The sequence below is a fragment of the Paenibacillus sp. NPDC101420 genome (assembly GCF_050277435.1).
Classification (GTDB): domain Bacteria; phylum Bacillota; class Bacilli; order Paenibacillales; family Paenibacillaceae; genus Paenibacillus_AQ.
The window spans coordinates 771,166-797,801 of record NZ_JBNNSE010000002.1 but is presented as its reverse complement, the minus strand read 5'-3'; the positions used below and the strand labels follow the sequence as shown (position 1 = coordinate 797,801).

Genomic DNA, 26,636 nt, shown 5'->3' with positions numbered 1-26,636 from the left:
AAGTGGTATGAAAATATTCGTCGTAACTATACTCTTATTAATCTTAGTAATAGCACTGACCTTTCTGCTTGACTTCATTTCACTCTTTAGCATACAAGAAACATTTCGTAATCTAATGGCTTCTTTTCGCGTCATGAGTACCTCAGAACTCATTATCTTTAATTTCTTGATTGTAGGCACAATAACTTATTTAATGTGGCCACTGGTACAAAAATGGCTACCACAGCAATCTCCATCATCGCAAGGTCAACCATCCGAGCATGTCGACAAGACCCAGACGAAATAGTAATCATCTACATCGATTTCGATCTTCCAGCCATCTGTGAAATTAACTACCCTCCTTTATAAAAATAAACCCCATGTCTGATGACATGGGGTTTAAAAATTAGCTTTTAATATGTGACGTTTAGATTGCTGATCACACTAACCAATAAATTCTTGAACCCACTCGCTGTTATAGTAACCTATTCCAATTTCAGTAAAGGAACTATTCAGGATGTTGGCACGGTGACCAGGGCTATTCATCCATTGATTCATTACTTCTTCCGGGCTCGACTGGCCTTTGGCGATATTTTCCCCTGCTGTATTATAGGAGATCCCAAATGCCTTCATCATGTCGAACGGAGATCCGTAGGTTGGTGACTGATGGTCAAAATAATTGTTGTCGGACATATCCTGCGCTTTAGCCAAAGCCATTTTCGACAGCTCACTATTCAAACTAAGGGGTTTCAAGCCTGCGTTTGTTCTTTCTTTGTTTACCAGTTCCAATACTTTCTGCACAGATGCCGATGCATTGGTGGAGGTTTGCGGATTAGCAGAATATTGTGGATTGGACGATTGTTGCGGATTAGCAGAATACTGTGGCTTAGCGGATGTTTGCGGATAAGTGGTTTGATCCCCTGTTGTACCACCTGTAGGTGGAGTAGTGCGGATAAACCCATCCAGCCATTTCGTTACATCGCCGGGTACTTGTTTAGCCTTAATCGTTGATTTACCAGCATTCTCTGTGGAAATAGAAGACGCTTGAGTTAAGGTTGTTGTTGTAGCTGTTTTGCCAGCATGATGTCCAACCTTCGTTTGTTGAGTAGTCATTTGGTTGTTGGCCGATTGATTACCCGAACAAGCTGTAACGAGCAATAGCGCTACTATTACGATAAATGGTTTAATAACGACCCCTCCTGATTTGGCAAAGTTGTGACTTAATCGAATAAAGTTTTTGTAAAGCACGATTGAATTATTCATCGCTAATTCAAAAAATAAAAAGCAAAAGAATCCACAGCAACATTCATTGCTGTGGATTCTTTGTAAACTTATTATGTATCGAGATCCGTATTCTTGCTCACGTAGAGCTCACTAGGCTGAACTTGAAATCGTCCGGTTTGCAGCAGCACTGGTAAACGCCCCATCCGTTCCGCTAAACAAGAAAGACTTTGCTCATGAAAATTAGAAAGCCCCGTATGAATCCGATCTTGAAAAGGTTTAAGCCACCTTGATTCTAAGCCATCAGGACCGAAATAAACCCCAAGCAGAGAGCCAGCCGTTGCTCCAAAGCTATCCGTATCGTTGCCTTGCATCACCTGCTTGCATATTCCATCACCAACATTGTCTGCAAATCGCAGGGTATTAATTAAGGTGCCTATTTCCTGATAAACATCACAGTGACAATAATTCGCATAATTATGGTTAATGCTCTGATACGCTTCCAGCCAGTCATCTGCATTCGCTACCATCTCAAGGCAATCTTTAGTAATCTCGTAGAATCGGCTTCTTTTAGGTACGAATTGCAGAGCCGTATTGATTATTTCAATGGGATCGCGCTGCACGTGAGCAACAGCAATCGCAGCAGCAATGAACATCGTGGAGTAAATGCCGGTCCGGCGATGAGTAAAACTTGCATCCCGCCAAGCTAGCTCAGCAGCCAGCGCAGGTTGACCAGGACAGGCATATCCGTAAGCATCTGCACGAATCGCCGCACCGCATAGTTCCGTACCCTGCACCATAAAATCAGGCCAAGCCTCTATTTCAGAATGATTGAATAGTTCCTTATCATGCTCCAAATAGCTAATGCCTGATCGCATCAAAATAGCTCTTTCCGGACCCCAAGTTGTACTTAGCGGAAGATGATTTAACCATAAATCTCTTAAATTCCTTTTCGTAAAACCATCACCGAATTGTTCTAGCACCATCATTCCCATTAATGTGTAATTGATATCATCATCAGGTGCTACATAACGAATTCGCCCCCGTGTCGTCTCAAACCAAGACCAATGACGACGATCCAGTGCATGGAGAATTTCTTCAGAAATGTAATCATTCAGTGGCCATTCCCCTACAGAAGTTAAGGCTTGACGTAATTCCGACAAGCTGGGATTTACCTCTATCGGTTTGCCCAGCATTGAGCCACAGACTGAAGCGAGGAAACCTACTTCTACACGCTTGGAGCTATCCTTCAGATTCAAAATCCCGACCTGACCTAGAGGTCGAGCCGGATCACATTCCCGCCATATCTCATCTAAATCGTTCGGCTCATAGTAAGGCCAGTTGTCCCTCATTGGAATGACAGCCAAGCTATGGGCGAATTCTAGATAGGCATCATATCTTGCTGGGAGCTTTTCCAACTTAGCTAAATAACCGGAGGTTTGATGCCCCTGCTCGAATTTATTACGCAGAACGCCTTCCAATTGAAGTTTAAGAAATGTGAGTGATGGTAGCATATTGCATCTCCTTTGTCCTCGTATCTATCCACAATACATCAATATCATAAGCTTTAGAAGTAAAAGATAACTAGATAAAAAAGTATTGGTCAAATATTGATTTTCCCTTAATAATCCTTCATCCCAATACTATCGAAACTGCACAATACACTAACAACAGTCCCATCAGTACATTAAATTGACTTCTATATTTAGATATCATTTTTTTGAAAAGAGAACCACACAAACACCAACAAAAAGTGCCCATATAACCGATGAAAGCAAGAATTAAAGAATAACTCAATAATCTAAAAGAGGAAGAAGGATAGGTAAGGATAAATGTTGATGTAACTGTGATCCCATATAATATCCCTTTCGGATTGATAAATTGTAAAAGCATTCCCGCAATAAAGCTATTGTGTTTATCTCCAGCTGCATCACTTTCTGGTTGTTTACTTGTAATCATTTTAACTGCTAAATACAGCATGTAGACTCCGCCTATTACAGCCATAATAGATTTAATTTGTGGAAGAAGATTATTCAAAAGTAGATTAAAGTAGGAACATAACAATATGATTATAAAAAATCCTGTACCCACTCCTAAACAAAATTTCATTGTTTTTTTCAGCCCAACTTGGTTTGCAAAACTCATTGCCATAATGTTATTGGGTCCCGGAGTAAAACTTGCAACAAATGCATATAAAAACAAAGAAACAAACACTAAATTATATCTCCCCTTCCAGCTTGTATGCTATAATGTATCTATCAGACGTTATAACGTACATTCGTGCGTTTTATTGTATATCACGATCGTTATAAAGTAAATGGAGACAGGAGTAATTACAGTGGAAGAAATAAATCTAATTATTGCAGAAAATATAAAAAAGATAAGAAAAAGTAAAGAGTTAAGCCTGGAAAAGGTTGCCGAATTAACAGGAGTCAGCAAAACAATGATTGGTCAAATCGAAAGAGGGGAATCGACACCAACCATTACAACCCTTTGGAAAATCGCCAATGGCTTAAAAATTTCATTTTCTGCGCTGATAGATTACCCAAAGCCTGACACAAGAGTAATCTTAAGAAGTGACATTCAGCCACTGCTTGAAGATAACGGAAAATATCGAGTGTATCTATCTTTTCCATTTGAAGAAAGTAAACGGTTTGAAGGTTATACCGTGGAGATAGACAAGGGTGGATACCTTGATGCCAATTCTCATATGGAAGGTACCGAAGAATTAATCACCGTGTTTGACGGAGAATTGTCTTTCCGTGTCAATAACAATGAATACCTCTTGAAATCAGGTGATTCTATCACATTCCTCGCAGACAAACCCCATGTATATCATAATCCAGGACAAACAATAACCCGGTTAAGCATGATTTTATACTACCCCTCTTAGCAAAAAAATCCCAAGGCACTTGAGCCTTGGGACTACGTTCTCTATGATAGGGTTGCTAGATGAGTTAATATCCTTTTACAAAAAACAAGCCATCCTTTAGAAAGAACTAAAGGATGGCTTGTTCGTAATGCTTAGAGCGCCGCAATCCGCTGCTGGATGCGTGGAAATAAGGCGAAGGCATTCTCGTAAAATACTTTTTCGTGGTGCTGCTCAGGGACAAGTCGACGGACAAATTCCGCATACAGGTCAATAGGAGCAAGTGGCCAATCCGTGCCGAACAACATTTTCTCATAGTGGTCGGAATACACCAGCGCCCGGCGAAAATGATCCATGAACAGAGGTTCATTCATGAACCGTTCAAAATGAGGCCGATCACCGACTACAAGACCGGACAAATCGGCATAGACGTTTGGATTTTTGGCCACCACTTCGGCGGCATCCATCACCCACGGATCGCCAAGATGGCAAATCATAAAATTCACATCACGTCGTTGGAATGCTAATTCGTCCACCGTAAGAGGATGTGCATACTTAAGCAATCCATTCATCGAGTACGTATCACCGGTATGAATGACGACAGGCGTGCCGTACTTGGCTGCCAACTCATAGATCGGTGAATAGATTTTGTCATAAACGTAATGATGATAGTACCCGGCGTAGAGCTTAATACCAGCCACCTCGGGCGCTTGCAGCCGTGCCTCAATTCGGTCGAGCTCCTCCTGAGCATCCTTGCCTCCGAGCATATTCGGATTGATCCCCACGCATTCCATTAAGAAAGGCGGCACAGTGTCTTCCAAGTCAAGGCCCATCGGATTAGGGGAAGTAGAGTCAGGGAAAGCTCCCTTCGTCTGCTCCGATACCCCCATTCCAATGCCCAGAATAACGTCGTTCTTATCAAACTCCGCTTTGAGCCCGGCAGCAGTGTAATCAACTTTAGAGAGATCCAGTGCTGTTTGATGAAAGCTGTCGATGTCCGACAGATGAATGTGAATATCAATGATCGGCATTTAAGATCTCCTTTTCGTCAGTAGGTCTAGCAAAGGTCAGCTTCAAAAGACTGCGGACATCCTCTGAATTCAGAGCGAGTTCTCCCATGATCAGGAAGGACGGCTGTGTCCAAACGGTTTCTCCATTGAGAAGCGGAAGATGATGATGCACCCCGTGATTAAATACCTTATTGTTCACATACGCTGAGGCACTCTGATTCGGGTGACTGCTCACCATATGCAGCATATCCTTACGCGAAGATGCCCCAATTCGCAATAGTCCCTTGGCCTCAAGATAGGTTTCAACCGTTCCTAATAAGAACTTGCCCTCCTTGGAGAATTCCATCCATCCTTCGGCATAGACTGGCGAAGGTTTGATATAATTCTCCTCCGACAACGAATAATTCGGCAGGGTCATTCCGCTGTCATTGGTCACCGAATGCAACACACAGAGCACAGGGACGCCGGGGAGCATAAGGTAATGCTGATTAACAACAATCCCTCGGTTCTTTTCCTGCTTCTCGATCGAAGTAGTGATACGTAATCCTTTCCATACATTGCCCTGAACATCCATTTGCTCGGTCCAAGCTGCGCTTCTTGGCTCCTCCAAACGACTAAATCCACCTATGCCTGAAATACCTACACCGAGTCCACCATGCCAAGGATTCCACCAGGAACGTGGTGCTGCTTCCGGGTAGGAGCTATCCAGCCATTCTTCTCCATGGTGCTTCAGGGAATGCACAACACTGCCGAAATCAGGAGCAGCTGCAATAGAAAGTACTCCGTTACTCACAGTGTAAATAGGACCCGCTGGTCCCTCTTCTGTGTCACAGATAACGGCTGCTGTTTCCGTTTGAGGGAACCAGAGGCCTGCTCGCTCTTGAATACGATCCTCTCCACGATAGACGACTCGAACCTTCTGTCCTGATTGGCTGTGTTCTGAAGATGATTCCGCTTCCTCAGGCGAGAGCTCAAAGCCCGCGGAGTGCAGATTCTGCTCTCTTTGCAGATCCATCTCAGCGACTTTCTGCTCTTCTCCTCTATCCGTTTGTACATATAACTCGAGGCTTCCATTAAGCGGAGTCATCTTTCGTTCGATGAACTCCGCATGAAGCGTCCCCGCCTCAAACGGATTTCCACCGCCGAGCGTTAATTCAAGATGATCATCCAACACCGGTGTGATCGGATCCAGCTGCTTCCGTGCAAAGGTGCGGAAATCCGACCACTTCAGGAAGGTGTTTAAAGCGAACACCAGCGTCTTTGTTCGTACGACATCTCCAGCAGAGATTTGACCAAGATTATGCTCCAGTCCAAGTGGATACTCCTGACGAAGTAGCTTCAGCGAAGGGTCCCAGCAAACGCCGCATGTGACATTTTCTTCCTTGCTAAACAACCAATTTTCCGTAATTTGAGCGCTGTCCCAATAACTCGGATCTCCCGAATAAGCATCGCCCATATCTACGTAATGCCCCTGATAAGGCAGGATGAGCCGTTTGCCAAAAAATCCGAAATTCGTTAGCAGATACATATCCTCTTCCAACGTTTGGTTACTAGTATTGCGTACCTCGCTATAAAACTCAGCGATTCCGTTTGCAAAGAGCTTAGCCACTCTTTTTATCTCCAGACCCGGGAATTCATCCGATTCATAAAGGGTCTCTAGAACTTGGCCCTCTCCTTCGGAATAGATCTTTACTTCTTCAGCCTGTTTCTTCGAGAATTCTTCGGCGAATGGTTTACCTAACTTCGGATGGGTTAACCAGAAATTATGGCTCGATCCGGGATATTCAATCCAAATCCCATTGTCGTTATTATTAAGATGTACGGAGTAGGCGCCGTTTACAGCCACCCACTGATCTCCGTTTTCCCCACCGAAGCGGCCATGTGTTCCTTTCATTAGCACAGATAATTTGCTGATGAAGGACACTGCCTTCTCTCCAGTCGGAACGGCCGTCACCTCAATATCCCGTGAATAAAGGCCATATGAATTCAGGGTAAAGGGTACTCGGATGGAAGCCTTACTTTTAGCTGGAACCGAGAAGCTTACTGTCCTATCCGCCCACGTCAAAAATTCTTCCTCTGGCAAATCAAAAGAAAATTCCGCTTCCGCTGCAAAATTATTCTCAACATTCAAATATAGCTCAGCGGGAAGACCCTGATACAGCTCACGTGTTGGCAACTCCATCATCATTTTCAGCGGGAATTTAGGAGCAACACCTATGCGGAACTCAGCGCGCTTGCCACCGATGATCCATTTGCTCATAACCACGGGGTGAGTCTTCTTGTCGTTTTGCTCTTCACGAATCGGATCAAGCTCGAACTCACCTTCTACGATAAGTGTTTCTCCTGGCGCGAGTGTTGGTGCAGCAGACAATGCAAAACGAATATTTTTGTCATTTTGGCCTTTGATCTCAATAGCCAGATCAGACGCCGAACGATTCTTGATGTGATAGCGAATCTTGTAGGTGGAACCGAATACAAGATCGTGATCGTCAATCTCCGTGGAGATTTCATAGTCAGGTGTATCAAGAGCCGTCAGGCCGCGACCGGTCTTCTCGAATTCTGCACGTAAGGAGAGTTCTCCCTTTTGCCAAGTGTAATCGAAGAAATCAAAACCACGCTCCCGGCGACCATCCGGCTGAATGGGCAGTTCACGGGTACTATCTGCATACCAATCCAGCTGTTCAAAATAAGGAGCGAGTGCTTCCGTCTGCAGAACCGTCGGAATAAAGTTCATCAGATGAACGTAATCCTCATTTTTTTCCCAAAAGAATCCACATTTCTTATACATCGGTACGGCCTTCGTATTGCCTGCCCAAGTAAACAGATCAAGACGTGGCCAGCCCGCTTCAATTGTTGTGCGAACAGCGTTCAAAATCAGGTTACGACCTACCTTGTATCCGTGATAATCAGGTCGTACATTCAACAATGGGACATACAAAGCTCCTTCGTCTTGACGGTAATGAGCAAAACTGCAGAAGCCGACCACTTCCTCACCATCAACGGCGAGAAACACATTCAGATTGGACGAGATTTCCATCTCGCGGCGTACTGTATCCTCTGTTCTCTGATTGGTGCCTCCACCCCAGCTTTCGTTGCTACGGTTCCACATTTCTGCAACCGCCTTAGCGTAAGAAGGATCATATTCTATAATGCGGATTTGTTCCGCTGTAGTCTTAACAGTCATGCTCTCAGCTCCTTTTTCCTCAAATAGAGTATGTATACAACTTTATTCAAATAACTCCTACGAGTTCTTATTATACTATTAATTGGAAGGCTGTTACGAGGTAAAAAACTCTTTCTCCTTATTTTCTACATAAAGCCACTGCCAGCAGAAAGCTGCAGAATAAAAAAGCTGTCGAGACTCCCTCGACAGCTTAGAATCTACTCTATGAGCAGCATTTCTATTTAACAACTCTCCACACGATCCGCTGATCTTTTTTTCAAATTCGCGATACCTACAATACCAATCAACAGCACGCAGAAAGAATAAGGAAGTGCCATATTAGCGGTGTATAAAGCTGTGCCTATAACTGGACCTATGAATGATCCTCCACCTTGAAGGGCCGCAATAAAGGAAGCAACGCTTCTTTGCTCATGGTCTTGAACCGCCATTGAAGCACCCGCACTGTAGCCAAGCAATGTAAAGCCGATGCCAATTCCCAAGAATGTAAAGTCCACATAAGCAAATCTGATAAACAATAACAAGCCTAGCAGACCCAAAGCCACAAATAATAGCCCTACGAGCAGCACCTTTTTAGGATGCCATTTGAGATATTTGCTGATCACAATTTGCGAGAGCACCACCATTATTCCCGAGATAGCCAGACCTGTTCCAATTAGCTGTGTGGCTTGCTGGGTACTGTATCCAAGGCTGTCTTGCACAAAAAATCCGATAGTAACCTGCACGATATTCAGAGCAAACGATAGCAATAGTCCAATCCATAAATAGAGGCGTATCCGTTTGTCGTTGGGTGAAAGTGAAATCGCCTGCCGTTCGATCTCGATATTCTTTTCTTTAGGAATAAACACTAGAAATAAAATAGCCAAGGTGAATAATAATATGGCTGCGGCGTACATTGGTGAGGTGAGTCCCAGCGAAGCCATTCCTCCGCTCATTGCAGGTCCTACTACGAAGCCAAGTCCATTGGCTGCACCGAATAATGCCATTCCCTGAGTACGGGTCTCTTTTGTACTCCAGCCCATAACATAAGCTTGTGCTAATGCTGGAATACCTCCAAAGAAAAAACCGGCGATTGCGCGAAGTATAAAGAAACTCCAAAACAGGCTAGTTTTGCTCGCAGCATGTACTGCATAATCAGCCAGCAGTGCAAAAATGACTAGTGTTGCCATATAGACGAACATGATCGAAGCAAGCAGCCATTTTCGGCTCATGAACGTTTGTTTTTCCCAGAAATATCCTCCGAGCAGCCAGCAAAGTCCCGCTACCGATACCAAACATCCTGATTGAAAATCACTAAGTCCCAAATTTCGAGTAAGCGGGCCAATAATCGGATTAAATGCGGCTATCGATATCATCCCTGTAAGTACGATTAGAAACATAATACCCAGTCTGTATTTCATGAATTTCCCTTCTCCTCTCAAGTAAACCTAAACAATATACGACTCATAATCGCTGTGTTCATGGTACTACGCCTGGAAGTCAGGCCTCTACCCGTTGGCGGATTACTTTACTGGTTATCGGGATTATTAGTGGTACACAAAAAAACTGCTCCTAAGAGCAGTTTAAGTGATAGTCTGTCAATCTACCGTCCCAATATTCTCCAAGTGCAATGAACTTTCGGAGTTAACACCCGCTTCCGTACTCAGAGTAGTAAGTGCTTGTTTAAGATCCTCTTTATTCACATACACGTATGGACTCTTCCAAAGAGATTCCACATGTAAGGAATTGATATGATCTGGTTTGAGTTTGGGGAAGTTCAACAACCATTGCTGGAGATCTGCTTGTGGAATATCAGTCTTCACATTTTCACCGATGATGTCCAATACATTCCCCCATTGGGACACGCCTTGGAAATTCCCTAGCTTATCCAGAATCTGCTTAATTACTTGCTGCTGTCGATCATTGCGCTGAAAATCGGAGGATTCAGCCGTTCCTTGATTCGATTTGCGGTAACGCACAAAGTCAAGCACATGTTTGCCATCCAGCTTCTGCAAGCCCTTCTTTAAGTTGATGTTCGTTCCATCTGCCGAATCGATATATTTCATATCCATATCGACATCAATGGTTAGCCCGCCAAGCAAGTCCACCGTCTCCTTCAGCACATCAAAATTCACCACAACCATGTGATCAATTGGCAGACCTAGTAAATTGCTGAAAAACTCTTTTGTATTAGGGATAGCTTCAGTTTTATCTTTTATGTAATGGTAAGCATAATAATAATTAGCTTTGCGAGAGGGCAACGATTTAGGTTTTAGCAACAAATCCCTCGGTATAGATAAGAAACTCGTCGACTTCGTGTCAGGATTGAAGCTGACAAGCATTAGCACATCGGTATTCATTACCCCACCACCACCGTCCCGACTATCTACCCCGGCAAGCAGAAAAATCATAGGTTCAACCGATACCGTCGCCTTTTTTTCCTCTGGGGCAGCGGTTGGTTGGACGTTGACTGGAGCAGCCATGCGCTCTATCGCGTTATCCGTCTTTTTGTATAAATACCCTGCATATACTCCAATTCCGATAATCGTTGCACCTAAGATAAGTCCAATGCTCGTCAGAATTTTACGAGTTGTTGTCCATTTGCGTTTGTTAGTCATAATTCCCTCCACTCAGTTCCAGTAGCTTTTTCAATCCGTGCTTTCATCCTTATGGACTTTCACACTTAGCACTATGCCAATCGCAATCATATTAGTAAGTAACGAGCTACCTCCATAACTAATAAACGGCAAGGATATCCCCGTCAGGGGCAGCAATCCAAGATGCATTCCAAGGTTAACAGAAACTTGAAAGATAATCATGGCGATAAACCCGGTGACAACATATGCCCCTGCACGGTCCCTGCTTTCGAGTGCGATAAAGATCATTCGATAGACGAGCAATAAATATAGCATCAGCAAAATGGATGAACCTATAAAACCGTATTTTGCACCGATGACTACATAGATCGAATCGGAATACGCGTATGGAATATATCCTTTTCGCAAAAAAATACCTTCACTACCCGATAATCCACCGGAGCCAATGGCTATCATTGCGTTTTTGACATGCCAAGATTTATCGGGATCACTCTGCGGGTCCAAAAAAGCCTGAATTCGTGATAATTGATGGGGCTCGACAATCTTAGATAACAAATCGAAGTTGGCATAATAGAGCCATAGTATCGTGCCAATCGAAATAATCACCGCACCGAGGATCAAGATCATATATAGAGCACGGATGTTACCTATCCAAAGCATACTAAGCAATATGCCCGCAAAAACGAGTGCTGTACCCAAATCGGGTTGATCCATGATCAAAATAAAAGGAATTAAAAAAACGAAACAAACCGGCACTAAATCTTGAAAAAAGCGAAGCTGCTGTCCTTCTCGTTTACCCAATAGATGAGCAATGAGCAGCACCGTACATATTTTAGCCAGCTCGGAGGGCTGGAGCTGAAAGCTTCCAATACTTAACCAACGCACGGCACCATTGAGGTTCTCCCCAACCAGCTTAACTAGCACAAGTAGACCAATACCCACGCTATAAAAGAGATATGCTAACCAACCTAATAGAATCTTATAATCTACCAATGCGATGAATAACATGGGTATGCAAAATAAAGCAAATAAATACAACGAACTGATGTAAAGACCATCTAACCGTGTATCCGTAGTCGCGCCATAAATAGCAACAGTACCAATACCAACTAGGCATGTTACGAGAAACAGTACGGATCTGTCCAGCTTTGCAATTTTGGTGGTGAGAAACATGATACAACCTCTATTTAATTTCTGTATTTTTCTTGTTGTAAAATGAGCATCATAAATAATCCGCCTGAGCACTAATACATCTTGTTTCAAGATGAAGCTGAAGTGCAGCGGATTATAAAGTGGTATGATTATCTCAGATCAAATTTGTCCTGATACGCCTTCTTCGATAACAGCTTTAATTTATCTTCACTCAGCGTATAAATATCCAGCCCGTTCCCTGCCTCGCCCAATGACCAGCCCAGCGCGAGCTCGTTATGGCCATCATCATCGACATCATAGAATTCGGCATAATCCAAGCCATACCCAAACCCCTCAACCTCCGAAATCTTTTGCCACGCTTCATTTTCCTGCCTAAGCAGCATTGCTTTTATAGAAGAACCTTTGTTTTTGCTGTACTCATATACAACTACCGCTTCATCGATTCCGTCTCCATCCATATCCCCAAAGGAGATAGCATTATCCTCTTGTCCATCCAACGGAGTTATCAATTGAGCTTTGTCGGGAAGCCATTTGATAAATTCCTTGCTCGTTTTGTCTCGCTGCAGGCTTGCTTCTGATGATGGAGGCTTAATCAGCTCTCCTGGTGTCGCCGGCACTCCGCATCCTCCGAGCAAAAGTATCGTTGTTAACATAGCACCTATCTTTATGAATTTGCTCGGCATTTGGATCATCGACTCCTCGCTTGTCCGCATATATAGTATTTTATCTGTGAAAGAGATGAAAGTGGTTATGAAATAGTTAAATTTGAGCTCTATTTATATCGGCAAGTCAAATTGGACAATCGTCCCCTTACCTAAAGTACTGCTTATACGCAGCTCGCCATGATGCAACGTAATAATCTGTTCCGAGATGGACAGTCCCAAACCGCTGCCTGACGCCTGTTGATCCCCTTTGTAGAATTTTCGCCGCACATTCTCTAAATCCGCTTCTGCGATGCCTGACCCAGTATCCTCAACCGTAATTACAACTTTCCCTGGAACCGTATGGGCAGTAATAAGAATTCGGCCCGAGGAACTAGTAAATTTGAGCGAATTATCAATGAGATTAATCATGACTTGCTTCACACGATTCTCGTCAGCTTGAATGACAGGCAGATTCTCTTCTATTTTCACTTCGAGCAAGATGCCTTGTCTGGTTGCTCTAGGGGTGAGTTGTCTGCCAATATGCTGCAACAGCTCTGTTAGATCCACAGTTGTGAAGTGAATTGCGATTCTTCCGTTATCCAATTTGGAGAAATCCAATAATTCATCCACCATATGAGTCAACCTGTCACTTTCAGATTCAATGATATCTAGCCCATCATGAAACAGAGCCTGGTTACTCTCCCCACCCGCCTTCAAGGTGATTACCCAGCCTTTGATCGAGGTCAATGGCGTACGCAGTTCATGGGATACGGATGCGATAAAATCATTCTTAAGCTGTTCACTTTTCGAGATTCGACTGGCCATCATATTCAATGTATCTGCCAAGGAACCAAGCTCGTCTTGATAGCGCTTTTGTACTCTTATGCTAAAATCTCCTTCAGACATTTGGTCTGCTGCCTGTTTCAGATCTTTAATGGATCTGGTTATGGTCCAAGATAGTAATAATCCAAGCAAGGTGACGATACCAATCACGAGCAAACCTACCCCGATCAGCAAAACCGCAATTTGATTTACTGTATGTATCGTTTCCGTTAAGGAGGTAATAAACCTCACTTCCCCGACGATGTTACCTTTGGCTTGTAAAGGATAGGATACCGTAAAAATAGCTTCCTCCGTTACAGGGTCCTCACCCTTCCAACTGCCGGGCTGCCCTTTTATGGCTGCTTGCACATCCATATTATCTGTCATCGTAAAATCGCCTTGGATTCCATTAGAATCCTGCAGCAGCCGACCTTCAGCATTAATAATCTGTACCTGTGCATCGGAATGGCTGGCAAAGCCCTTTAACAACCTATCCGATTGTTCCTCTAAATCCTCATCGCTAAAATATTGCTGATAAAAAGAAGCCGACAGTTCTGCTTGATTCATCAGGGTTTGCTCTATATTATGAAAATAATAATAACGTACAGATAAATTAAGAATAATCTCAAGAATGAGCACAGTAAGACAGATCACTACAAAATAGCTTCCTACTAATCTTTTCTGAATACCCATTCTTCAACCATCCTTTCTAAAGCGGTATCCGAGCCCCCATACAGTCTCAATCCAATGCGGGTTAGAGGCATCCTCTTCAATCTTTTCTCTTAGCTTACGCACGTGAACATCTACTGTTTTCGGATCACCAATAAAATCCTCACCCCAGACCAGGTTCATTAATTCATTCCTAGATAGTGCTGTATCCGGATGCTCTAAAAAGGTCTTCATCAACTGGAATTCCTTCGGGGTTAATTCAATAATGTCATCGTGCTTAAACATCTTGTTCGAGTTCAAATCCAGGCGAATCGGTCCAGCTTGAAGGACAGTTTTTTGCGGTTTTAAAGCTGTTTCTGTACGACGCAATATCGCTTTGATCCGTGCCACCAGTTCTAATGGATTAAAAGGTTTCACAATGTAATCGTCGGCACCCATTTCAAGGCCATTGATTTTATCCAGATCTTGTCCTCTTGCTGTTAAAAAAATGATAATGACACCAGGGTCCTGCTCTCTTAGCTTCCGGCAGATCTCAAACCCATTTAAATCCGGCAACATGATGTCCAGAACAATAACGTCTGGCCGGTTCGCCTCAAAGCTCTGCAATGCTGCTTCTCCACAAGCAGCCTCACTAACCACAAACCCATTATTCGTTAAATTGATAGCTATAAACCTTCTAATATTATCGTCATCTTCCACAATAAGTACTTGATTGCGTTCTACAGTGTTCATGCTCTTCCCCCCCTATAACCCAGTATTCAAACATGCAAAAAAAACAAAAAAACTCTCCCAGTAAAGAGAGAGTCTTGTCTCAGATCCCTGTAATTAAATCACAAGTGGATATTACTCTATATCTCTATGCTTGTCAAAAATCTAATCCAAATACACAGCCTTACCCGTTTGTGCAGATTCATAAATCGCTTCTAATATTTGCGAAACAACATATGCCTGTTCAGGTGTTACAACCGGGTCTTTATCCTGTTCAATAGCTTCGATCCACTTTCTTAATTCGATGTCAGGTGCACTTTCTGCTTTACCTTCATAGTAAGCCACGCCGCCTGCCCCAAGCTCAATTTTATTAGTGTACAGCTTGCTGAATTTCTCTCCGTTAATTCTAAGTCCATCCTTCATATCTGCACCTGCTTCAGTCCCGCTCAAGCTGCATTTCGCTTCATGCACATCCAGAGAATTGAGTGCCCAGCTCGCTTCCAGCATAATTGTGGCGCCATTCTCCATTACGACCATCCCAAAGGCTGAGTCCTCCACGGTAAACTTTTTAGGGTCCCAAGGTCCCCAAGCGTTGGCGGCCTCTTCTTTTTGAGACAGTTCGTGATATTTAGTGCCCAGCACGACTTTTGGTTTATAGTTATCCATCATCCACAGCGTTAGATCCAGCGCATGGGTTCCGATATCGATCAGAGGTCCTCCACCTTGCTTCTCTTCATCGAGGAATACTCCCCATGTCGGTACCGCTCTCCGTCTGATGGCGTGTGCTTTTGCAAAATAGATATGACCAAGCTCCCCGGACTCACATGCTTTTTTCAAATATAAGCTGTCTTCTCTGTAGCGGTTGTCATATCCAATGGTTAGTTTCTTGCCTGTACGTTTTGCTGCTTCCACCATTCGTTTGGCATCTGCTGCCGTCTTGGCCATTGGTTTTTCGCACATAACATGTTTTCCTGCTTCAAGGGCTGCAATTGAAATTTCTGCATGAGCATCATTCGGCGTAAGCACATGAATAATATCAATCGAATGATCTTTTAATAGTTCTGTGTAATCCGTATATACAGCAGCTTCGCTAGTACCGTATTTCTCCGCTGCTTCTTCAGCACGTTCTTTAATAATGTCACAAAAAGCTACGATCTCCACTTTACTTTGCTTGCTCAAACTTGGAAGATGCTTGCCATTCGCAATTCCACCACATCCAATAATTCCTACGCGAAACACTTTACTCATATCTTTCACCCTCACTTCTAATTAGTTTGTTTTGTATTTCGATAAGTTGCTGGAGTCATGCCTAACCGCTTGCGGAAGACAATATGCAAATATGTAGCATTCGTAAACCCTTCCGTTTGAGCGATTTGTTCGATCGGACAATTGCTTTCTTCAAGCTTACGGCAGACCGCTTTCAACCTTATATCCTCAAGCGCCCTACTGAAAGATTGATCGGCGTTAACTTGTTTAAATACTCGCTGCAGCTGCCTTGAACTAATATTCAGCTTTTCCGCAACATTCTCCAAGGTAACAGCTCCTGAATAATTAGCTTCCATATATTGAATGGCGTATTGGTACCGATAAGTTGACATATCTCTAACAGGTGCTTCTGTTCGAATTCCACCTGCATCATACGCTCTTACTGCCTTTAATAAAATGCTGATTACGAGATGTTTAATGGAAGTGTAATATCCCGTTAGTTTACCTTCACAAGCTTCATAGGCTTCAAGAAAACATTTCATAGCGCTGTGATAATCTTGCGCTGGAACTAGTGGTAGCTGCTTTAGCTTCTGAACACAGGTCTCAGCCTCCGCAACCTCCCAAGGATCAACCTCCTCTCTGATCTTCTCTTTGATGTCCACATGTAGACACAGTTCTTCCATAGAATCATCTGGATCCGCCTCTTGGCGGTGCATGACACCCGGTCCGGTTAAATAAAACATTCCCTCAGACAAGGGGTATTTTAAATCGCCAAGAGTCACTTCTCCCTTTCCTCTTGGAATAAAATGAAATTCGAATTCAGAATGATTATGGAAATCTATGACTCTTCCCGGCGGAAAAGAGGTCAAATGAAATCTAAGAACTGTTATCTCGTAATGTCCCCATTGGATTGAAATATCCAATCTTTCGAGCATATCATGCTTCTCAAACATCATCTCATAGGGAAAGTTACTCAATGTTAAATCCTCCTAACAGGTGGAGACCGGTTAAGCGTCTAGATCTGCTAACCGAATCATACGAGCTTCTTTAGCAGAACGATTCGCCGCCTCCATTAATCTCGTAAGCTCCACAGCAATTTGAACATTCTCGGTGGCGTAAGTATCCTTTTGGATATGATTAACCCACTGATGGAATGCGCTTTCACGATTAGCATGTAGCGCTACTTCTTTCCATCCTTCCTCTTTGTCAGCGGATTTGTTACTTCTAAGAAGAAGCTTATCCTCTGGTGTTCCGTAAAGAAGAGTCCCCTCGGTTCCATGTACCTCGATGGTAAACGGCGAATGACTATTCACGAAACCAGCCTCGACCACACCAATTGCTCCTGAATCCGTAAATAATGTTACCACTGCATTATCTTCTACTTCCTTGCCCGTTACATAACCAAAATTAGCACTTACACCGGTCACATCTTGACCTAAGAAAAGCTTCGTCAAATACATAGGATGACAGCCTAGATCAATCAAAGCTCCGCCACCACATTGTTCCAAGCTATAGAAATGATCGGGAAGCCAGTTTTCTGTAGCCCCATTATGAGATAAGCGAACTCTAACGTAAGTAATCTCTCCGAGCAGTTCTTGACTTAGAACTTCTTGAATCGTTAATGCGTATCCATCATTTAGACGAGGCAAGGATACGGTCAGCTTCACCTCGTTCTCTTCCACTGCGCTTATGATCTCTTCAACTTCTTTATGTGTGGGGGCAATTACTTTTTCCGTAAAAATATGTTTGCCCGCTTTAGCCGCAGCAACAATTACATCTCTGTGCACATTGGTCGGCGCATCCACTATGACGGCATCTATATCCTCTTGCGCAAGCAGGTCATCCAGTGATTCGAAAAAAGGAACATTTAAGCTTTCGGCAGCTTTTTTCCCACGCTCTGCATCTTCATCCCAAACTGCAGCCAATACAGTATCCTCATGTTCTTGAGCTTGCTTCGTATAGTCCCAAGCATGTACATGCCAATAGCTAATCTTACCAATTCTAATCGTCATTTGCTTGTGCCTCCCGTATATATGTTATTCTGACATCTACTAATAAAATATCACAGAACAAAACCCTTTATTAGTAGGAAAATGCGACATCTAATATATAATATTACGACACGTTCGTTTCATATGATGTACAATTTCCATTTAATCACTTCTTACATTACACAACCAAACCATATGATCGGAATCGGGTCCCCAATAATCTTTTACTACCTTATAAGGCTCCCCAAATTTACGCTTCCACTTGATTTGTGCACGTTTATAGCCACTGTCTAAACAAAATTGCTCGATCCCTTGTTCGTTTAGAAATATCATCATTTTCTTAATTAATGCCGAACCAATCCCTTGCCCCTGATAGCTTGGCAACACGTATAAACTCCCCAATTCCCCCAAATGATCCAACTGATGTTCTGCACAGATTTGAATAGTCTCACCACAGGGACCATAGGAAATCGTACCCACAACCTTCCCATTGATTTTAGCGATAAAGAAATAAATATCCGAGTTTGCCTTTTCCAGTGAAGATAGCGCCTTTTGCTTTTTATGATCGGTTTCACTTTGTATATCCTCTTGTAAGTGACCTAATCCCTCTTTGTTAAAGGCATCCGATATTGATTCTTCAAATACCCGGCATGTAGATACATAATCGCCCTCAGTGAGTGTACTAATAGTTAAATGTTTTGTCTCATTCATTATGTTGATCTCCTCTGCAATAATGTACTATAAACAATCAAGTTATGAGGTTTATATTCATAAGACAACTTTTACTGGAGGTCATCATGAATATAATTTCCTTTCTTCTCTATTGCATTGTAGTTACATGTTCACCCGGTCCTGCCAATATTGTTATTCTTTCTTCCGTGCAACATTCAGGGGCTAAGAAAACCATGCGGTATGTATACGGGGCTACGATGGCTTTTGGTCTATTGCTTATCCTTTCTACCTTGATGAATCGTGTTCTGGTGGAGGTCATCCCAAATATCCTGATCATTATGCAAGTCGTCGGAAGTATATATATGCTCTATCTTGCTTATAAAATCTTTAAAATGGGTGCAATGGAAGACAAGCCTAATCCAAATGCCAATTTTCGGTCAGGTTTACTTATGCAGCTTGTGAATCCTAAAGTGCTCTTATTTACTTTAACAGTCATTCCCAGCTATGTAATGCCATTCTATACTTCTTCTCTCACCTTATTTATGTTTGTTATAATTATAACTGTGATCGGATTTTTTGCTTTTACGACATGGGTTGTATTTGGGGCAATCTTCAGAGCATTTCTGCAAAATCACCAAAAAGTTCTAAATACTCTGATGGCACTATTTTTAGTATACTCTGCCATTATGATATCGGGAATCCTATAAGTCGTGGAGGTTAAGAGCGTGGAGAAATTCAACTATAAAAAGTCAGCAGATATCCTAACATTGTCAGCTAGTATGAGTGATTTCACTTATAAAAAACATTGCCATGAGGAATACGCAATCGGTGTCACCTTACGTGGCATTCAGCAATATAACCTTGATGGTAGCTTGCAATCCTCTCATAAAAATGGCGTAATGCTATTTAATCGAGAGCAAACGCATGACGGCAATTCATATGATAAAGCAGGTATTGATTATGTCATGCTATATATCAAACCAACCTTGATACAAGAGATCCTTGGAAAAAAAGAACTTCGCTTCGCCTCTCCCATTCTATACGATGACAAATTGGCACAGTGCATATTAGCGCTAAGTCATGCCATCCAGAATGGCAAAGAGGAGTCCTTGTGCAGTGAGCTGTTGTTAAGCCTGGTTCATGTAGTATCTAATACTGAACTAGTTACAGAGCACAGGATAAATAATAAATTTGTCAAAAAAGCAAAGGAAATGATGTACTGCAGTTTAGAACATGTATTGAAACTAGATGATCTCTGTAAAGAGTTTGGACTTTCCAAATATCAATTTATCCGAGAGTTTAAGACACATACAGGAATATCACCTTATCAATTTTTCTTGAATTGCAAGGTAGAGCATGCCAAGCAGTCCATTGAGAAAACTAAGGATATCTATGCCGCTGTAGTAGATTGTGGATTTGTGGATTTAACTCATTTGAACCGGCATTTTAAAAGTGTATTTGGCATAACCGCACATGAATACAGGTTACAACTGCATTGAGCAGAAGTAACCTGTATTCATCATGATTTATGAAATTTGACCATTCACCATTGTCCAGCACACTTTAAATTCATCATCCAAGAGGACCAGATCAGCATCAAAGCCGGATGTTATTGTCCCCTTTTGTTGAAGTCCAAGAATATTGGCCGGCGTAGTTGAAGCCATCTTTACGGCGTCTATCAATGGAATTCCAGTTTCGACAGTATAACGTAAGGCTTCATTCATAGTCACTGTGCTTGAAGCTAGCGTTCCATCCTTCAGTCTCGCTACCCCCTCGGATACTGTAACATGATGGCCTCCGAACATATAATCCCCATCACCTAATCCCATAGCTTGCAGTGCATCTGTAATCAAGACCATTCCTTCTGGTCCTTTCAAGGTATGCATTAATCGAATAATTGCAGGGTGCAGATGGACGTTGTCCACAATCGCTTGAAGGCTTACATGCTTCTCTTCAAAAGCAGCCACAATTACCCCTGGATCTCGATGATGGATAGGCCGCATGCCATTAAAACAATGCGTAACATGACTTGCCCCCGACGCAAAGGCTTGTTTAGCTTCTTCATATGTGGCATCCGAATGAGCGATGGCTATAACTACACCCTTTTCTTTCAAAAAGGAAATGAGCTCCATCCCTCCCGGCAACTCCGGAGCGATTGTAACCATCTTAATAAGTGAACCCGCTTCTTCAAAAATCAGGTTCATTTCCTCTAAGTTGGGATGGCGTAGATACTTTTCGTTCTGCATTCCTTTTCGCTTCGGGTTCAAGTAAGGTCCTTCTAAATGAATACCTGCGATCTTTGCGCCCACTTCATGTCCGATCACACGCTTGACACTACGAATCATTTCTAAAAGATCTTCTAGCGTAGAACTCACAGAGGTAGCCAAAAATGAGGTACAGCCAGATGAAGCACAAGCACTTGAGACCTCTTGAATACTCTTTTCCGTACCGTCCATCATATCGAAGCCATTGGCGCCATGAATATGAACATCTATCATCCCGGGTACTAATAAATGGCCACCACCGTCAATCCGTTCATGTTGTCCCTCTGGAATCGAAAGATCCTCTGTATCTATCTTTATAATTTTCCCTTCAGAAATCCACACATTAGCCGCTGGGACAATACGATTCTGAAGCGCCACTTGTACATTTTGCAGAATATAAGACATAAATATCCTCCTCTGTTTTGTTATCAGTCTTGCTCTCGAGCCTCTTCAGTTTCTTCTGGACATTCAATCACTGTGATGTTCTTCTGATCTAGAATTTCTCTGATCTCACTGGGGAGTTCCCGATCGGTAATTAGAATGTCAACGAACTCAAAGTCTAGACGGAAAAATGATTTGCCAATAAATTTGGTGTGATCAGCCACTAAGATGACTTGATCTGATCTTCGGGCCATTTCTCTCTTCACCCGCACATCTTCTTCATATGGATAGTAGAGTCCATCAGCACGGATCGCGGATGCTCCAATAAAGGCTTTATCAGCACGGATTTCACTAAGTTTATCGATAATAGAAGGGCCATATAACAGGCGGTTTTTCACATTCAAGTAACCACCAAGAACATAAATTTGCAGATCCTCCCGCTGTGACAAGATCCCTACGTTATCAATCGAGTGCGTAACAACCGTAATATCCTTCGCACTGATCTGTTCTGCTACAAATTGCACGGTGGTAGATACATCTAAAATCACAGTCTCATGATCTTGGATAAGCTGCGCCGCAGCCTTCCCTATCCTCTGCTTACTCTCAGATTCATCGATCAATCGATCCTGATAAGATAACAATTCTTTTTGTAACTCAGGTAACGATACCCCTCCATGCGTTCGGATCACAACACCTTCTTGTACTAATCTAACAATATCCCTACGTGCGGTATCTCTGGATACATCAAATTGCGTACAGATCTCTTGAACACTCATCGATTGGTGTTGTTTCAAATATTCGAGTATTTTTAACAATCTCTCCTCTTGAAACATCATGTATGCACCTCCTAAAGTCATCATAAGTTATTAAGTAAGTATTTGCAAGTATTAAATAAGTAATTATAAGTATATGTAAGTATTTCATGCAACTTATCTTCATTGATTTTCGCAAAAAAGACGTTAGCCAGATGAATGTACATCCGTTAACGTCCTTCAATTCACTTCATAGTGCGATTCCAACTCTTTTGGAACTTTCGAATAAAAACGATTTGCCCCACGTGATACGCGTTATGTGTTGTCACATTGCCTATTACTTCCCACCACTGACTGCCTTGGAATTCTTGAACATCGGCATCCAATTGTTCCTTTGTAATCAGTTCCTGCCAACGTAAAAGAACTTCTAAGAGTTGTTGTTGAAGCTCTTGGAACGTTACTCCTTCTGCAACGACAAAGGTATTATTGTTATCCACTGAAGGAACCGCATGGATACTCTTTTCTTTATACCTTGTTTGCCAAGTTTCATTCCAGTAGAGCAGATGCTGCACTATCTCAGCAATACTATTGCTTTCTTCCGTTACTTTCCAAAATGCTTCTTCTTCGCTTAAGTCTTTTACGGCTACCTCAAAGGGCACATACCAACTTGGATCATTCGCATTAGCTAGCAACTGGTTAGCCAGAACATCATATGCATGAAACATTCTTACTTCACCTCATTATTTAGATCATTATCAGCAAATCAAGTGCCGCAGAAGGTTCGATATGGACGTGCTGATTCCTCAGGTAGTGCCGAGTATTCATCCTGTTCAGGGGAATAAGCGTAAGGATTGGAAAGAGCTTTAAGCAATTGCTCCATCACACTGTAATCTTCCTGTTGTACTGCCGCTTGGAGCGCTTCTTCTACCCTGTGGTTCCGCGGAATGATCGCAGGATTACTATTGCGCATTAGCTGCAGCGAAACCTCTTTCGATTGCTGCTGTCTGCTAAGTCTAGCCTGCCATAACTCTTGCCACTTCGTAAATTCCACTGCACCAAACAGAGCGGTTTCTTCCAGCTTCTCTAAAGTTAGGGCACGGAAGGTATTGGTATAGTCTGCCCGATATTTCTGCATCAAATCTAGCAGATCCTCAATTAGCGCTACATCCTCTACCTCTTCGTTGAAGATTCCGAGCTTCGCCCTCATACCTGAGAGCCAGTGATGGTAAGACCGCTCTTTAAAATCTGCAATTTCCTCTTCAGCGAGCTGAATCGCCTGTTCTTGATCATCAGCCAGCAATGGCAGGAGAGTCTCCGCGAATCTCGCGAGATTCCAAGAGGCAATACCCGGTTGATTGCCATAGGCATAACGACCCTGCTGGTCAATGGAACTGAATACCGTTTCTGGATGATACACATCCATGAAGGCGCAAGGACCATAATCAATCGTTTCTCCGCTAAGCGCCATGTTGTCGGTGTTCATTACTCCGTGAATAAATCCTACCAGCTGCCACTTGGCAATTAATTCAGCCTGACGTCCAATCACTTCCCGAAGCAGGAAAAGATAACGATTCTCTTGAGAAACAGCTTCCGGATAATGTCTTTGTAATGTGTAATCTGCCAGAGTACGGACATCCTCAACAGTACCCCACGCTGCAACATATTGAAAGGTGCCCACCCGTAGATGACTTGCAGCAACTCGGGTCAGAATAGCACCCGGCTGCTCTGTTTCTCGAATGATCGTTTCTCCAGTAGTTACCACTGCCAAGCTGCGAGTGGTAGGAATACCCAAACCATGCATGGCTTCGCTGATGATATATTCACGAAGCATCGGTCCAAGTCCGGCTCGGCCATCGCCACCACGAGAATATGGTGTTCTTCCCGCGCCCTTAAGCTGAATGTCTACGCGTTCACCTTGGGGTGTGATCTGCTCACCAATCAGCGCAGCTCGGCCGTCACCTAACATGGTAAAATGTCCGAATTGATGTCCAGCATACGCTTGAGCAAGGGACACAGTACCTTCAGGGACTTCATTGCCTGCAAGATTCTGAACCCCCTCCTTACTATGTAGTGCTGTGCTATTCAGCCCTAAGGCAGTAGCCAATGGTTCATTTAAAATAACTAGCTCCGGCTTACGCACAGGAGTTGGTTTGATCCTTGTAAACATGAATTCCGGCAGATGAGCATAACTGTTCTCAAAGTTCCATCCTATATCTATCTTCTCCGTCATAATATCTCCTTTTTATACCATCAGTCTATGCCTTTATGATCTCAGAATAAGTTATGTTAAAATTTAATGCAAATCTTCGCAATAACAAATACCCTTACTGAATAGATAAAAAGACCGCCCAGTCTCCTGCCATTCATGTAGGGAACCAGACGGTCTTAAATTATGATGTTCTAACCTGTTATTACCTTAAAGGAAGCTAATTCGCTCCGCCTTTGGAGAGCATGATATTTAAGATGGTCTTGTCAGTATCCGCCAGACCTTCCTGAACCAGCCGCTCCATGTTGCGGATAGTGTCTTCCACCTCTTCGAAAATAACTCCATCCTTGGTTGTAGGAGCAATATTGTTCATCGCCAGTGTGGCTGCCTGAATCGCCGTATTGGTGGAGGTGGATATCTTCAACGCACAGGTTGAATTTGCACCGTCGCAAATCATGCCTGATAAAGAGGCTATCGTATTCTGTATCCCATGCTTGATCTGCTCAAGAGTGCCGTCCATGAGATAGATGATCCCGCTATTCGCTCCAACTCCACCTGCAATTCCTGAACCACATAAAGGCGACAACCGCCCAATATAATGCTTGATATGCACAGTGACCAGATTACTTAGTGCAAGCGCCCGAGCTAGCGTCTCTTCATCCTTGCCAAGTAATTCCGCCAAAGATATAACAGGAAGCGTACAGGCGATGCCTTGATTACCGCTACCCGCTGTTGTCATCACAGGCATTGCGCTGCCATCCATGCGAGCATCTGAAGCCGCAGCAGTAGCCGCTATTATTTTGTTCGCTACATCATTGCCGAACAAATTCACAGCAGATTGCTGATTCATCTTCTTCCCTACTTGCAACCCATAATCGCCTCGGAGTCCCTCTTCGGAAATCGCTTTGTTCATCCGAGCGCCTTCCAAGAGGAAGCTAAGGTCTGAAAATGGAGCCGTAGTTATAAACTCGAATATCCGATCTACAGAGCCTTCATAGGCTTCAGTATCAGAAAGTCCAGGCTTGCCACAATCTGCTTTAGACTTCTTAGGTGTCACTTTTTTTCCGTCCAGAGCCAGATATTCTATATTAGTGTGTTCTTTAGCAAGGATGGCAGTCGCTGTATGATTCTCTGTCTTCACCTGTGCTTCAATATATAATTTCTCAGGAGTGTCCATTATCTCCACTTTTAGCAGCTTTCGATCAAGCAGGTCATTTGCCAGCTTTAGCTCATCCTGAGTCAGACCTGATAGGATTTCCAGCTCCTTGTGCGAACGTCCGACCACCGCACCAAGGGCTGCTGCGATAGGCAGACCTGTCTGGCCTGTCCCAGGGATGCCCACTCCCATTGCATTTTTAATAATATTACCACTGAGATGCAGCTGAATCCCCGTTATTTCTTCCTCGAGAAGCTCTGCCGCCAAGGAGACGGCATACGCAACTGCGATCGGCTCTGTGCAGCCTTCTGCCGGTACGACTTCCTTGTGCAAAATTTCCAATAAGTTGCCCATGTATGCTTTTCCCCCTTCTCTCTCCCACTTGGAGTCATTTCTATATAGTAACGCAGAGTGAAGTTTCAGGGAATCCTTTTTCCTTTTTCTTCTCTAGAAGCTTCTGCTAGATCAACATCTTACATGCTTGCGTTTAAAACCAAGCCGAGCTTTGTCGACTGCTTTTTGAATATTTGCGTACGCGTGAATCAATTTACTTTTTGCCTTATTCTTATCAACTTCAATTGGCCCTACAGTTCTTGCGGTTTCACTGGCCTTATCATGAAGTGGCGAATAAGATACGGCCACTGTGTACATGAAATTATTCATTGCGTATTGGGTACGTTCTGGAGAATCATGAATCGTATTTTCCACCATCTCAAGCATACCAGCAAGCTTGCTTTCGGAAAACTCAACATCCGGCCGACTGCCAAGCAGCCAGCAGTAACAGCTCCAGCCCGCTGACATTCTCAGCTCTTCACCACTCGCGATCCATTTATCGGCAACTTGTTGTGCAATATCTGCTTCTGCCAAGGTTACTGCCACTACAAAGTCGGACAGCATATAAAAATAAGCCGCATCCATCCATCGGTCATAATCCGCTTCCGTCATTGCATTGGGATCAGCAATGATGCCAGCAAAATACATGGCATCATAGTTCCCTGTCGCGTAAAGTTCCTCAGCCAATGGCTGATTTATTTTGGTTTTCTTGAAAATTGGCTTCATTGCTCCGGTAGCCACGCCAAATAGCGGTTCCTTTGCTCCATTAGACATATATATTTTCTTGGTTCGTTCCTTGCCAAGCGCTTCCAGCTCCTGCATGACCATCTCTAAATCCACTATT

The 26,636-nt window shown here is 43.2% G+C and carries 25 protein-coding genes; 4 read left to right on the top strand and 21 right to left on the bottom strand.

Translation table 11 applies throughout. The annotated features are described in order from the left end of the window. Positions 1-7: 7 nt before the first annotated feature. Positions 8-286, top strand: coding sequence for a hypothetical protein (locus tag ACQKMP_RS12390; RefSeq protein ID WP_042189690.1), 279 nt, complete (start codon positions 8-10; stop codon positions 284-286). Positions 287-423: 137 nt separating this feature from the next. Here ACQKMP_RS12390 and ACQKMP_RS12385 read toward each other — a convergent pair whose 3' ends face one another. From ACQKMP_RS12385 to ACQKMP_RS12375, 3 genes are all read right to left on the bottom strand, one after another. Further along, on the bottom strand, positions 424-1,227 hold the full coding sequence (locus tag ACQKMP_RS12385) for a CAP domain-containing protein (protein ID WP_339302222.1): 804 nt from the start codon (positions 1,225-1,227) through the stop codon (positions 424-426). 86 nt (positions 1,228-1,313) lie between these two features. Further along, entirely contained in the window at positions 1,314-2,714 is a 1,401-nt protein-coding gene (locus ACQKMP_RS12380; protein WP_427469481.1) for an ADP-ribosylglycohydrolase family protein, read from the bottom strand. A 118-nt stretch (positions 2,715-2,832) separates the two neighbouring features. Beyond that, positions 2,833-3,414, bottom strand: coding sequence for a LysE family transporter (locus tag ACQKMP_RS12375; RefSeq protein ID WP_341124676.1), 582 nt, complete (start codon positions 3,412-3,414; stop codon positions 2,833-2,835). A 124-nt stretch (positions 3,415-3,538) separates the two neighbouring features. Here ACQKMP_RS12375 and ACQKMP_RS12370 point away from each other — a divergent pair, with 124 nt between their 5' ends. Next, on the top strand, positions 3,539-4,093 hold the full coding sequence (locus ACQKMP_RS12370) for a helix-turn-helix domain-containing protein (RefSeq protein WP_076299323.1): 555 nt from the start codon (positions 3,539-3,541) through the stop codon (positions 4,091-4,093). Positions 4,094-4,224: 131 nt separating this feature from the next. Here ACQKMP_RS12370 and ACQKMP_RS12365 read toward each other — a convergent pair whose 3' ends face one another. The 12 genes from ACQKMP_RS12365 to ACQKMP_RS12310 all read right to left on the bottom strand — a co-directional run bounded on the left by ACQKMP_RS12365 (position 4,225) and on the right by ACQKMP_RS12310 (position 18,739). Next, positions 4,225-5,100, bottom strand: a complete 876-nt coding sequence (locus tag ACQKMP_RS12365; RefSeq protein WP_042189698.1) for an amidohydrolase family protein — start codon at positions 5,098-5,100, stop codon at positions 4,225-4,227. Continuing rightward, positions 5,087-8,263, bottom strand: coding sequence for a GNAT family N-acetyltransferase (locus ACQKMP_RS12360; protein WP_427469480.1), 3,177 nt, complete (start codon positions 8,261-8,263; stop codon positions 5,087-5,089). Before ACQKMP_RS12360 ends, ACQKMP_RS12365 begins: the two co-directional genes overlap by 14 nt. A 221-nt stretch (positions 8,264-8,484) precedes the next feature. Continuing rightward, positions 8,485-9,660: an MFS transporter gene (locus ACQKMP_RS12355; protein WP_427469479.1), complete on the bottom strand. Its 1,176-nt coding sequence runs from the start codon at positions 9,658-9,660 to the stop codon at positions 8,485-8,487. 177 nt (positions 9,661-9,837) lie between these two features. Beyond that, the gene (locus ACQKMP_RS12350; protein WP_427469478.1) at positions 9,838-10,857 is read right to left on the bottom strand and encodes an LCP family protein; all 1,020 of its coding nucleotides are present in this window, start codon (positions 10,855-10,857) and stop codon (positions 9,838-9,840) included. 30 nt (positions 10,858-10,887) lie between these two features. Next, entirely contained in the window at positions 10,888-12,009 is a 1,122-nt protein-coding gene (locus ACQKMP_RS12345; RefSeq protein WP_427469477.1) for an FtsW/RodA/SpoVE family cell cycle protein, read from the bottom strand. A 128-nt stretch (positions 12,010-12,137) separates the two neighbouring features. Further along, positions 12,138-12,671, bottom strand: coding sequence for a hypothetical protein (locus ACQKMP_RS12340; RefSeq protein ID WP_427469476.1), 534 nt, complete (start codon positions 12,669-12,671; stop codon positions 12,138-12,140). 93 nt (positions 12,672-12,764) lie between these two features. Continuing rightward, complete coding sequence (locus ACQKMP_RS12335; protein ID WP_427469475.1) at positions 12,765-14,147, bottom strand: sensor histidine kinase; 1,383 nt, start codon at positions 14,145-14,147, stop codon at positions 12,765-12,767. Between the two features lie 3 nt (positions 14,148-14,150). Beyond that, a complete protein-coding gene (locus ACQKMP_RS12330; RefSeq protein ID WP_427469474.1) occupies positions 14,151-14,855 on the bottom strand; it encodes a response regulator transcription factor in 705 nt (234 codons plus the stop codon). Positions 14,856-14,996: 141 nt separating this feature from the next. After that, complete coding sequence (locus tag ACQKMP_RS12325) at positions 14,997-16,079, bottom strand: Gfo/Idh/MocA family protein (protein ID WP_149646976.1); 1,083 nt, start codon at positions 16,077-16,079, stop codon at positions 14,997-14,999. Positions 16,080-16,096: 17 nt separating this feature from the next. Continuing rightward, on the bottom strand, positions 16,097-17,014 hold the full coding sequence (locus ACQKMP_RS12320; protein WP_231573306.1) for a helix-turn-helix domain-containing protein: 918 nt from the start codon (positions 17,012-17,014) through the stop codon (positions 16,097-16,099). Positions 17,015-17,044: 30 nt separating this feature from the next. Further along, positions 17,045-18,049, bottom strand: coding sequence for a Gfo/Idh/MocA family protein (locus ACQKMP_RS12315; RefSeq protein ID WP_427469473.1), 1,005 nt, complete (start codon positions 18,047-18,049; stop codon positions 17,045-17,047). Positions 18,050-18,190: 141 nt separating this feature from the next. After that, positions 18,191-18,739, bottom strand: a complete 549-nt coding sequence (locus ACQKMP_RS12310; protein ID WP_427469472.1) for a GNAT family N-acetyltransferase — start codon at positions 18,737-18,739, stop codon at positions 18,191-18,193. 86 nt (positions 18,740-18,825) lie between these two features. On the opposite strand from ACQKMP_RS12310, the gene ACQKMP_RS12305 reads away from it, so the two are divergent. After that, a complete protein-coding gene (locus ACQKMP_RS12305) occupies positions 18,826-19,407 on the top strand; it encodes a LysE family translocator (RefSeq protein WP_076299331.1) in 582 nt (193 codons plus the stop codon). 18 nt (positions 19,408-19,425) lie between these two features. Beyond that, positions 19,426-20,199 (top strand): AraC family transcriptional regulator, encoded by a 774-nt coding sequence (locus ACQKMP_RS12300; RefSeq protein ID WP_427469471.1) that lies wholly within the window; start codon positions 19,426-19,428, stop codon positions 20,197-20,199. A 27-nt stretch (positions 20,200-20,226) separates the two neighbouring features. Here the strand turns inward: ACQKMP_RS12300 and nagA are convergent, their stop codons facing one another. From nagA to ACQKMP_RS12270, 6 genes are all read right to left on the bottom strand, one after another. Further along, positions 20,227-21,369 carry an N-acetylglucosamine-6-phosphate deacetylase gene (nagA, locus tag ACQKMP_RS12295; RefSeq protein ID WP_339265875.1) on the bottom strand — a complete coding sequence of 381 codons (1,143 nt, stop codon included), beginning with the start codon at positions 21,367-21,369 and terminating at the stop codon, positions 20,227-20,229. A gap of 23 nt (positions 21,370-21,392) precedes the next feature. Then, positions 21,393-22,178, bottom strand: a complete 786-nt coding sequence (locus tag ACQKMP_RS12290; RefSeq protein WP_081382852.1) for a DeoR/GlpR family DNA-binding transcription regulator — start codon at positions 22,176-22,178, stop codon at positions 21,393-21,395. A 164-nt stretch (positions 22,179-22,342) separates the two neighbouring features. Then, on the bottom strand, positions 22,343-22,822 hold the full coding sequence (locus ACQKMP_RS12285) for a DinB family protein (RefSeq protein ID WP_076299334.1): 480 nt from the start codon (positions 22,820-22,822) through the stop codon (positions 22,343-22,345). A gap of 38 nt (positions 22,823-22,860) precedes the next feature. Beyond that, positions 22,861-24,327 carry a protein adenylyltransferase SelO gene (locus tag ACQKMP_RS12280; protein WP_427469470.1) on the bottom strand — a complete coding sequence of 489 codons (1,467 nt, stop codon included), beginning with the start codon at positions 24,325-24,327 and terminating at the stop codon, positions 22,861-22,863. Positions 24,328-24,523: 196 nt separating this feature from the next. Continuing rightward, positions 24,524-25,813, bottom strand: coding sequence for a serine dehydratase subunit alpha family protein (locus ACQKMP_RS12275; RefSeq protein ID WP_076299336.1), 1,290 nt, complete (start codon positions 25,811-25,813; stop codon positions 24,524-24,526). A gap of 111 nt (positions 25,814-25,924) precedes the next feature. After that, positions 25,925-26,632 (bottom strand): DNA alkylation repair protein, encoded by a 708-nt coding sequence (locus ACQKMP_RS12270; protein ID WP_042189737.1) that lies wholly within the window; start codon positions 26,630-26,632, stop codon positions 25,925-25,927. Positions 26,633-26,636: the final 4 nt, after the last annotated feature.

Excerpts from the sequence above, each read along its gene's own strand:
- ACQKMP_RS12345 (WP_427469477.1), bottom strand. The coding sequence starts at position 12,009 with ATGTTTCTCACCACCAAAATTGCAAAGCTGGACAGATCCGTACTGTTT.
- ACQKMP_RS12390 (WP_042189690.1), top strand. The coding sequence starts at position 8 with ATGAAAATATTCGTCGTAACTATACTCTTATTAATCTTAGTAATAGCA.
- nagA (WP_339265875.1), bottom strand. The coding sequence starts at position 21,369 with ATGTCTTATATTCTGCAAAATGTACAAGTGGCGCTTCAGAATCGTATT.
- ACQKMP_RS12360 (WP_427469480.1), bottom strand. The coding sequence starts at position 8,263 with ATGACTGTTAAGACTACAGCGGAACAAATCCGCATTATAGAATATGAT.
- ACQKMP_RS12335 (WP_427469475.1), bottom strand. The coding sequence starts at position 14,147 with ATGGGTATTCAGAAAAGATTAGTAGGAAGCTATTTTGTAGTGATCTGT.
- ACQKMP_RS12305 (WP_076299331.1), top strand. The coding sequence starts at position 18,826 with ATGAATATAATTTCCTTTCTTCTCTATTGCATTGTAGTTACATGTTCA.
- ACQKMP_RS12275 (WP_076299336.1), bottom strand. The coding sequence starts at position 25,813 with ATGGGCAACTTATTGGAAATTTTGCACAAGGAAGTCGTACCGGCAGAA.
- ACQKMP_RS12285 (WP_076299334.1), bottom strand. The coding sequence starts at position 22,822 with ATGTTTCATGCATATGATGTTCTGGCTAACCAGTTGCTAGCTAATGCG.
- ACQKMP_RS12310 (WP_427469472.1), bottom strand. The coding sequence starts at position 18,739 with ATGAATGAGACAAAACATTTAACTATTAGTACACTCACTGAGGGCGAT.
- ACQKMP_RS12380 (WP_427469481.1), bottom strand. The coding sequence starts at position 2,714 with ATGCTACCATCACTCACATTTCTTAAACTTCAATTGGAAGGCGTTCTG.
- ACQKMP_RS12350 (WP_427469478.1), bottom strand. The coding sequence starts at position 10,857 with ATGACTAACAAACGCAAATGGACAACAACTCGTAAAATTCTGACGAGC.
- ACQKMP_RS12340 (WP_427469476.1), bottom strand. The coding sequence starts at position 12,671 with ATGCCGAGCAAATTCATAAAGATAGGTGCTATGTTAACAACGATACTT.
- ACQKMP_RS12280 (WP_427469470.1), bottom strand. The coding sequence starts at position 24,327 with ATGACGGAGAAGATAGATATAGGATGGAACTTTGAGAACAGTTATGCT.
- ACQKMP_RS12365 (WP_042189698.1), bottom strand. The coding sequence starts at position 5,100 with ATGCCGATCATTGATATTCACATTCATCTGTCGGACATCGACAGCTTT.
- ACQKMP_RS12325 (WP_149646976.1), bottom strand. The coding sequence starts at position 16,079 with ATGAGTAAAGTGTTTCGCGTAGGAATTATTGGATGTGGTGGAATTGCG.
- ACQKMP_RS12315 (WP_427469473.1), bottom strand. The coding sequence starts at position 18,049 with ATGACGATTAGAATTGGTAAGATTAGCTATTGGCATGTACATGCTTGG.
- ACQKMP_RS12330 (WP_427469474.1), bottom strand. The coding sequence starts at position 14,855 with ATGAACACTGTAGAACGCAATCAAGTACTTATTGTGGAAGATGACGAT.
- ACQKMP_RS12355 (WP_427469479.1), bottom strand. The coding sequence starts at position 9,660 with ATGAAATACAGACTGGGTATTATGTTTCTAATCGTACTTACAGGGATG.
- ACQKMP_RS12290 (WP_081382852.1), bottom strand. The coding sequence starts at position 22,178 with ATGTTTCAAGAGGAGAGATTGTTAAAAATACTCGAATATTTGAAACAA.